This is a genomic window from Streptomyces sp. NPDC046862 (genome assembly GCF_040704615.1).
GTDB lineage: Bacteria > Actinomycetota > Actinomycetes > Streptomycetales > Streptomycetaceae > Streptomyces.
Genome location: NZ_JBEYXP010000056.1, coordinates 74,135 through 81,785, shown reverse-complemented (window position 1 = coordinate 81,785; position 7,651 = coordinate 74,135). Strand labels below are relative to the sequence as shown.

The 7,651-nt window shown below is 70.9% G+C and carries 8 protein-coding genes and 1 pseudogene; 2 read left to right on the top strand and 7 right to left on the bottom strand.

Features of this window, described 5'->3' with window-relative positions:
* From AB0959_RS42730 to AB0959_RS42700, 7 genes and pseudogenes are all read right to left on the bottom strand, one after another.
* Positions 1 to 126, bottom strand: a pseudogene (locus AB0959_RS42730) (sulfate adenylyltransferase small subunit); the annotation flags it as partial.
* Complete coding sequence (gene cysC / locus AB0959_RS42725) at positions 123 to 689, bottom strand: adenylyl-sulfate kinase (RefSeq protein WP_366832242.1); 567 nt, start codon at positions 687 to 689, stop codon at positions 123 to 125. The gene cysC and the pseudogene AB0959_RS42730, both read right to left, overlap by 4 nt.
* Complete coding sequence (locus AB0959_RS42720; protein WP_366832241.1) at positions 686 to 1,954, bottom strand: glycosyltransferase family 4 protein; 1,269 nt, start codon at positions 1,952 to 1,954, stop codon at positions 686 to 688. Before AB0959_RS42720 ends, cysC begins: the two co-directional genes overlap by 4 nt.
* Entirely contained in the window at positions 1,951 to 2,382 is a 432-nt protein-coding gene (locus tag AB0959_RS42715) for a hypothetical protein (protein WP_366832240.1), read from the bottom strand. Before AB0959_RS42715 ends, AB0959_RS42720 begins: the two co-directional genes overlap by 4 nt.
* Positions 2,364 to 3,263: a sulfotransferase gene (locus AB0959_RS42710; RefSeq protein ID WP_366832239.1), complete on the bottom strand. Its 900-nt coding sequence runs from the start codon at positions 3,261 to 3,263 to the stop codon at positions 2,364 to 2,366. The genes AB0959_RS42715 and AB0959_RS42710 overlap by 19 nt, the downstream gene beginning before the upstream one ends.
* Before the next feature lie 46 nt (positions 3,264 to 3,309).
* Positions 3,310 to 4,194 carry a PaaX family transcriptional regulator C-terminal domain-containing protein gene (locus tag AB0959_RS42705; RefSeq protein WP_366832238.1) on the bottom strand — a complete coding sequence of 295 codons (885 nt, stop codon included), beginning with the start codon at positions 4,192 to 4,194 and terminating at the stop codon, positions 3,310 to 3,312.
* Between the two features lie 57 nt (positions 4,195 to 4,251).
* On the bottom strand, positions 4,252 to 5,877 hold the full coding sequence (locus tag AB0959_RS42700) for an AMP-binding protein (protein ID WP_366832237.1): 1,626 nt from the start codon (positions 5,875 to 5,877) through the stop codon (positions 4,252 to 4,254).
* Positions 5,878 to 6,020: 143 nt separating this feature from the next.
* Between AB0959_RS42700 and AB0959_RS42695 the strand changes: the two genes are divergently transcribed.
* Both AB0959_RS42695 and AB0959_RS42690 read left to right on the top strand, forming a co-directional pair.
* Entirely contained in the window at positions 6,021 to 7,184 is a 1,164-nt protein-coding gene (locus AB0959_RS42695) for an acyl-CoA dehydrogenase family protein (RefSeq protein WP_366832236.1), read from the top strand.
* Positions 7,181 to 7,579, top strand: a complete 399-nt coding sequence (locus AB0959_RS42690) for a RidA family protein (RefSeq protein ID WP_366832235.1) — start codon at positions 7,181 to 7,183, stop codon at positions 7,577 to 7,579. Before AB0959_RS42695 ends, AB0959_RS42690 begins: the two co-directional genes overlap by 4 nt.
* Positions 7,580 to 7,651: the final 72 nt, after the last annotated feature.

The following is a 7,651-nucleotide window of genomic DNA, read 5'->3' as shown; positions in this document are numbered from 1 at the left end:
GCCGGAGAACAGGATCACCGGCCGCTCGAACTCGCCCGCCACCTCACGGAAGATGTGCACCGCCTCGGACTCCAGCGAGTCCAGGTGCGACAGGGCGAAGGATCGTGCCGTGAGCTCTGCCGTCATGCCGACCCCCTCGCCGCCAGTCCCTTCGCGGCCAGCACCGCGTGCACCGCGTCCGCCGACTCCTCGGGCGTCTGGTTCTGCGTCTGGAGGACCAGCGCAGGGTCGACCGGTGCCTCGTACGGGTCGTCGACGCCGGTCAGGCCCTTCAGCATGCCCGCGGCCTGGCGTGCGTACAGCCCCTTCACGTCCCGCTCGCTGCACACCTCCACCGGGGTCGCCACGTGCACCTCGAGGTACGGCGTCCCGCTCGCGTCGTGGCGCTTGCGCACGGCCTCGCGGCTGTCGGCGTACGGGGCGATGACGGGGACGACGGCGAGGACGCCGTTGCGGGCGAGGACCTCGGCGACCAGGCCGATGCGCTGCACGTTGGTGTGACGGTCCTCGCGGGAGAAGCCGAGGCCGGCGGAGAGGAAGCGGCGGATCTCGTCACCGTCGAGGACCTCCACGCGGTGCCCCTGAGACCGCAGGCGCCCGGCGAGGACGCGGGCGATGGTGGTCTTGCCCGCGCTCGGCAGTCCGGTGAGCCAGACGGTGGCTCCCTGAGCCCTGGGGGTGGTGGTCATGCGTGCTGTCCTTTCGCGGCCCCGGTGGTCGGGCGCCGTTGTCCATGGAGGTCGGTGAAGAGGGCTTCCCAACGAGGGTGCACGGCGTCCGGACCGTACGAGGCGGCCGTGAGCACCGCGGCGACACCCATGTCAGCGCGCCGCTTCTCGTCGGCCATCAGCTTGGCCATCGCGTCGGCGAGCGCGTCCGGGTCCTCCGGCGGCACCAGCAGACCGTCGACCCCGTGCGTGAGGACATCGGCGGGACCGGTCGGACAGTCGAAGCTCACCACGGGCAGGGCGTGGCTCATGGCCTCGATCATCACCATCGGCAGTCCCTCGAAGCGTGAACTCAGCACGTAGAACGAGGCCTTGGCCAGTTCGTCGTCCAGACGGTCGGTGTGACCCATCAGGAACACGTGATTGTAGAGATGGTGTTCCTCGATCTGAGCCCGAAGTTCCGCTTTCTTCTCGCCGCTTCCGTAGATCCTCAACTGCCAGTCGGGAAAAGTTTCCACAAGCTTCGCCCAGGCCGGAATCAGCATGTCGAAGCCCTTCTGGGGGAAGAGCCTCCCGGCCGCCACCGCGATCTTCGCCTGCGGGTCGGCGGGCAGTTGGTCGAGCGAGTGCACGGCGTTGGGGATGCGCACGACCCTGGTTCCGGGCAGCAGTTCCTCGTACTCGTCGCGGTCCCGCTCGGTGAGCACGGCGACCGCGTCGAAGCGGGGGTAGGTCTCCTGGATGCGCTGCTGCACGTCACTTTTGTGGGTGCCGTGGTTCATGTGCTCCTGCGCGACGCGGACCACGCCGTTCGTGGCGTGCCGGGCGGCCAGGAAGTTCAGGGCGGGTCGGGTGGTGACGAGGACGCCGTCGGTCAACGCGCCCATGTACGCGATGAGTTGGTTCTCGATGTACCGGTTGAAGTAGCGGTAGCCGAACTCGCCCTCGGGAATGTGGCGCGGGGGCGCGTCGAGGAGTCTGCCCCGGCGGCGGTCGCGCCAGCGGTCCACGAGGCCGGACGGCGGCGTGTACGCCTCCTCGCGCAGGTCGACGACCGTGGAGACGGTGACGCGCGGGTCGAGCGGGAACTGGATGTCGTCCCGGCGGCGCAACGCGCTCACGATCTCGACGTCCCAGCCGGCGGCCACGAGGGAGTTGGCCTGGTTCATGACCGTACGGATGGTGCCGCCGCGGCCGTAGGCGTGCAGCAGGAGATAGCGGATTCTGGGGAGGGAGGGCAGGGAGGGCAGGGAGGGCAGGGAAGGGAGGGGACGGCGGTCGCTCATGCCGCGCCCCCCGCTCCCGTGCGGCACTCCAGGGAGAGGTTGTCCTTGATCGTGTAGTAGGGGCGTACGCCGATGTCACCGGTGCGCTGCTCCGGGTACACGAAGATCTTTTTCTTACCCCGGACGTCGTCGAGGCGGCGTCCGGCGCGCAGTTCCACCTCGCCGTCGCTGAGGTGGATGTCCCATTCCTCGACGGCCGCGTGGTCGGCCGCGGCGAGGTCGGCGATGGGCAGTTCGCCCTCGAAGCGGTCGCCCTTGACGTGGGCGTCGTAGCGCAGGCGCTGCTCGGTGCGGGCACGGCGGGTGAGGACCAGTGTCCACGCGCCCTCCCCGGAGTGTCCGTGGAGGTGTCCGACGAGTCTGATGCGTCCGTCGCGCGGCCAGACCTCTGCAATCTCGGCGTGCGGCTTCACTCGCTGTAACCCCACGCCGTGCACATGGGCCGGAGGATCTCCGGGATCTCGTCCTCGGTGGGCAGCGCGCGGCCGGCCTGGACCGAGCCGGTCCTGATCTTGTCCCGCCAGTCACCGAGACCCTTGACCACCTGGGTGTCGTCCTTCTTGCCGTAGTCCAGCATGGACGGTTCGAAGTCGACGTCGAGGAACAGGCACAGCCGCCGCATCTCCTTCTCGGGGTCGGCGGTGATGTCCTCGTAGCGCACGGTGTGCCCGCCGGTGATGCCCTCGCGGGCCCGCTCGACGGCCTTCATGTAGCGCAGTGCGTCGGCCGCCGCCTCCTCGTACGTGCGCCTGCCGGGGTCGCCCTCGTGCCAGGACTGGGCGATGGAGACGGGGTGGCGCAGCAGGAAGACGAAGCGCGCGTCGGGCCAGCAGTCCCTGATGCGCTGGTACACGAAGGCGTTGCTCGGGGTCTTCTCGACGATGAAGTCCTTGCCCGACCTCACCAGCTCGCGGTGCATGACCCGGTCCCACAGCAGGTGCTCCAGATCGCCGCGCTCCAGGTCGAGGGCGCTCATGGCCTTCTGTGACAGTTTGCTGCCGTAGCCGACCTCCAGCCGACGTATGTGCAGCTCGTGCGGGGAGTGCAGCCGCGGGTGCGCGTTCAGCAGCATCCTGAGCAGCGTGGAGCCGGAACGCACCGGAGACATGATGAAGACCGGCTGCCGCAGCAACCGGTCGGTCGCGAGTTCCTCGGGGCCCGGACATCGGTACACCGCTGTGGGTTTCTTCGCGGCGGGCTCGGGGGCCGCGGTCTTCTTCGGCCGGTCAGGGGCGGCCGGGGCGGCCTTGCGGACCTGGAGGCCGGTCGTGGCGGTGAGCGCCCGGTTCAGATTGCGCATCAGACTCATGCGTCACGATGCTAAGTAAGAATTCTGAGAAGACGGGAGGAGAACCCTAAGGGTTCCCTGAGTCCACCGAATCGTAACCGGAGCGGATGTTTACGGGAGTTGCTTCGGGTGTTTGATCCACTCCGGCGAAGATTGCTCCGGCGTTCCTCAGTCGCTCGTGCAGGGCCCGGAAGACGGCCGCCGAGCGCGCCCCCGGCCAGTCGGCGGGAAGCAGGGCGGACGGCAGTCCGGGGTCCACGTACGGCAGGTGGCGCCAGGAGTCGAGCGCCAGCAGGTAGTCGCGGTACGCCTCCTCCGCGGGCGTGTCCTCCCGGCCCTCCCAGCCGTGGAGCACGCGCGCGTGGCGGTCGAGGAACGCCTCGTGCTCCTTGGCGATCGCGGCCAGGTCCCACCAGCGGGCCACGGACTCGACCGTGGGCGCGAAGCCCAGGTGCGCGCCGCGGAACAGATCGACGTACGGGCCGAGCCCCAGCCGCTCCAGGCTGTGCCGGGTCTCCTCGTACAGACGGGCGGGCGCGATCCACACCCCGGGGGCGGCGGTGCCGAAGCCGAGCCCGGCCAGCCGGGAGCGCAGCACGTGCCGTTTCTGCCGCTCCGCCTCCGGCACGGAGAACACGGCCAGCACCCAGCCCTCGTCCTCGGGGGGCGGCTCGGCGGCGTACACGCGCCGGTCGCCGTCGTCGAGCAGCTGCCGCGCCTCCGCGGACAGCCCGTACCCGGCCGCCCCGGTCGCCGCTCGGGCCGGTACGAGCAGCCCGCGCCGTTTCAGCCGGGACACCGACGACCGTACGGAGGGCGCGTCGACGCCCACCGCCGCGAGGAGCCGGATCAGTTCGGACACGGGCACCGGACCCGGCACGGAGCGGCCGTACGCTCCGTAGAAGGTCACGATGAGGGAACGGGGGGCGTGCTGCTCGGACACGTTGATCATTTTAGATCTTCATCGTCACTGTTGTCGGCCATCACCGCTGGTCGTCACGGCTGGTCGTCACGGCTGGCCACCGCCGGTGCGCAGCCGGAACCGCTGGACCTTCCCGGTCGCCGTGCGCGGCAGCGCGTCGAGGAAGACGATCTCGCGCGGACACTTGTAGGGGGCCAGCTCCGTCTTGAGGAACGCGCGCAGCGTCTCCGTGTCCCGGGGCGCGCCCGGCCTCAGCACCGCGTACGCCACGACGACCTGCCCCCGGTCCTCGTCCGGCCGTCCCACCACCGCCGCCTCGACCACGTCCGGGTGGCGCAGCAGGGCGTCCTCGACCTCCGGGCCCGCGATGTTGTACCCGGCCGAGATGATCATGTCGTCCGCGCGCGCCACATAGCGGAAGTAGCCGTCGGGCTCGCGGACGTAGGTGTCCCCGGTGACGTTCCAGCCGCCGCGCACGTACTCCCGCTGCCGCTCGTCGGCGAGATAGCGGCAGCCCACCGGTCCGCGCACCGCCAGCAGACCGGGCTCGCCGTCCGGCACGGGGGAGCCGTTCTCGTCCTGCACGCGCGCGTGCCACCCCGGTACGGGAACGCCCGTGGTGCCGGGCCTGATGTGCTCGTCGGCCGCCGAGAGGAAGATGTGCAGCAGCTCGGTGGCGCCGATGCCGTTGATGATCCGCAGCCCGGTGCGCTCGTGCCACGCCCGCCAGGTGGCCGCGGGCAGGTTCTCGCCGGCCGAGACGCAGCGCCTCAGCGACGACATGTCGTGCCCGTCGAGCTCGCCCAGCATCGCCCGGTACGCCGTCGGCGCGGTGAACAGCACCGACACCCGGTGTTCGGCGATCGCGGCCGGCAACTGCCGGGGGCCCGCCTGTTCGAGCAGTAAGGCACTGGCGCCCACCCGCATCGGGAAGACGACGAGCCCGCCTAGCCCGAACGTGAACCCGAGGGGCGGACTGCCCGCGAAGACATCGTCCTGGTGTGGCTTCAACACATGCTTCGAGAAGGTGTCCGCTATCGCCAACACATCACGGTGGAAGTGCAGACATCCCTTCGGGCGTCCGGTAGTGCCCGATGTGAATGCGATCAGCGCCACGTCGTCGGCGGCCGTGCTCACGGCCTCGAACGGACCGTCGGGCGCCGGCAGGCGCAGCAGGTCGTCCGGCGCGTCACCGCCGTACGCCGTGATCCGCAGCCCGGGCACCTCGGCCTTCGCGAGGTCGTCCACCGACCGTACGTCGCACAGCGCCTGGTTCACCCGGGCGATCCGGCACATGGTCGCGAGCTCGTGGGACCGCGCCTGCGCCAGCACGGTGACGGCGACCGCGCCCGCCTTCAGCACCGCCAGCCAGCAGGCCGCGAGCCACGGGGTGGTCGGGCCGCGCAGGAGGACCCGGTTGCCGGGGACGACACCGAGGGTGCCGGTCAGGATGTGCGCGACGCGGTCGACGCGGGCGCGGAGTTCGCCGTACGTCCAGGTGGTCCCCGAGGGGGTGTGGAACACGGGGCGGGCGGGGTCGGCCGTGCCGAGCAGTTCGGCGGCGCAGTTGAGACGGCCCGGGTAGCGCAGCTCCGGCAGGTCGAAGGTGAGCTCGGGCCACTGGCCCGGGGGTGGGAGGTGGTCGCGGGCGAAGGTGTCCGCGTGGGCCGAGATCGTCGGCTGTACGCCCTGGCCGGGGTCCTTGGTCTCCATGGCGGTTCGCCCCCTTTGTAGTGGTGGGCTCGCATCAGGAGCGTATCGTGTTGGTGACGACAGTCAACGGTCCGCGATACCGTCAGTGGGGACCCGCCCTTCAGGTGACCTTTCAGGTGACTTCTCAGGTGAGAGGACCGGCGATGACGGCATTCTCGCTAGAACCCGCACAACTCGCCCGATGCGCCGAACTCCGCTCCCTGGCGGCGGAGAGGCTGCGGCCCCTCGCGGAGAAGGGCGAGCCGGGCCGCGTCAACCGCCCGCTCCTCACGGAACTCGCCCAACTCGGACTGCTGGAGCGGCTGTTCACCTCCGGCGCGCTCGACCTGTGCCTGATGCGGGAGTCCCTCGCGTACGCCTGCACGGAGGCCGAGACCGCGCTCGCCCTTCAGGGCCTGGGCGCCCATCCGGTGCACGCCTACGGCACCGGGGCCCAGCGGGAACGCTGGCTGCCCGAGGTGACCGCGGGCACGGCGGTGGCGGCCTTCGCACTGAGCGAGCCCGGGGCGGGGTCGGACGCGGCGGCGCTGGCCCTGCGCGCGGAACCGGACGGCCCGGGCCGCTGGCGGCTCACGGGGGAGAAGTGCTGGATCTCCAACGCCCCCGAGGCCGACTTCTCCACCGTCTTCGCCCGCACGACACCCGCGGCCGGCGCCCGGGGCGTCACCGCCTTCCTCGTCCCCGCCGACCGCCCCGGCCTCACCGGCACAGCCCTCGACATGCTCTCCCCGCACCCCATCGGAGCCCTCGACTTCGACGCCGTACCGGTCACGGTGGACGACGTCCTCGGCGAGCCCGACCGCGGGTTCCGGGTCGCCATAAACACCCTGAACCTCTTCCGGCCGAGCGTGGGGGCCTTCGCGGTCGGTATGGCGCAGGCGGCCCTGGACGCCACCCTCGCGCACACGGCCGAACGGGACGCCTTCGGAGGCAAGCTGAGGGAACTTCAGACCGTGGCCCATCAGATCGCCGAGATGGCCGTACGGACGGAGGCGGCACGTCTCATGGTGTACGCGGCGGCGACGGCGTACGACGAAGGGGCCCCGGACGTCCCCAAGCGCGCCGCCATGGCCAAGCTGCTCGCCACCGAGACCGCCCAGTACGTCGTCGACGCGGCGGTCCAACTCCACGGCGCCCGCGCCCTGCGCCGCGGCCACCTCCTGGAACACCTCTACCGGGAGGTGCGGGCGCCCCGGGTCTACGAGGGGGCGAGCGAGGTCCAACGGGACATCATCGCGAAGGAGTTGGCGAAGGAATCGGTGAAGGACGCGGCACAGGAGGCTGCGAAGGAGGTGCGCGCCTCATGAGCGCCGAGCGCGTCAACCCGCCCGGCCTCTCCCCGCCCACGGGCTTCTCCCACGCGGTCGTCGCCACGGGCTCCCGGGTGGTCTTCCTGGCGGGCCAGACCGCGCTCGACACCGACGGCAAGGTCGTCGGGACCACGCTCCCGGAGCAGTTCGAGCGGGCGCTCACCAATCTCCTGACGGCTCTGGCGGCAGCCGGCGGCACTCCGGCCGACCTCGCCCGCGTCACGGTCTACGCCACCGATGTGGCCGACTACCGGACCCATGCCGCCCACCTGGGGCGCATCTGGCGGACACTGGCGGGCCGCGACTACCCCGCGATGGCGGTCATCGGCACCGTACGCCTGTGGGACGAGCAGGCACTGGTGGAACTCGACGGCTTCGCGGTACTGCCGTAGGAACGTGGCGCCCCGTAGGGGCGCGGGGAACTGCGCGACAAGCCCCCACCGGCCCGCAGACTCATCACAACG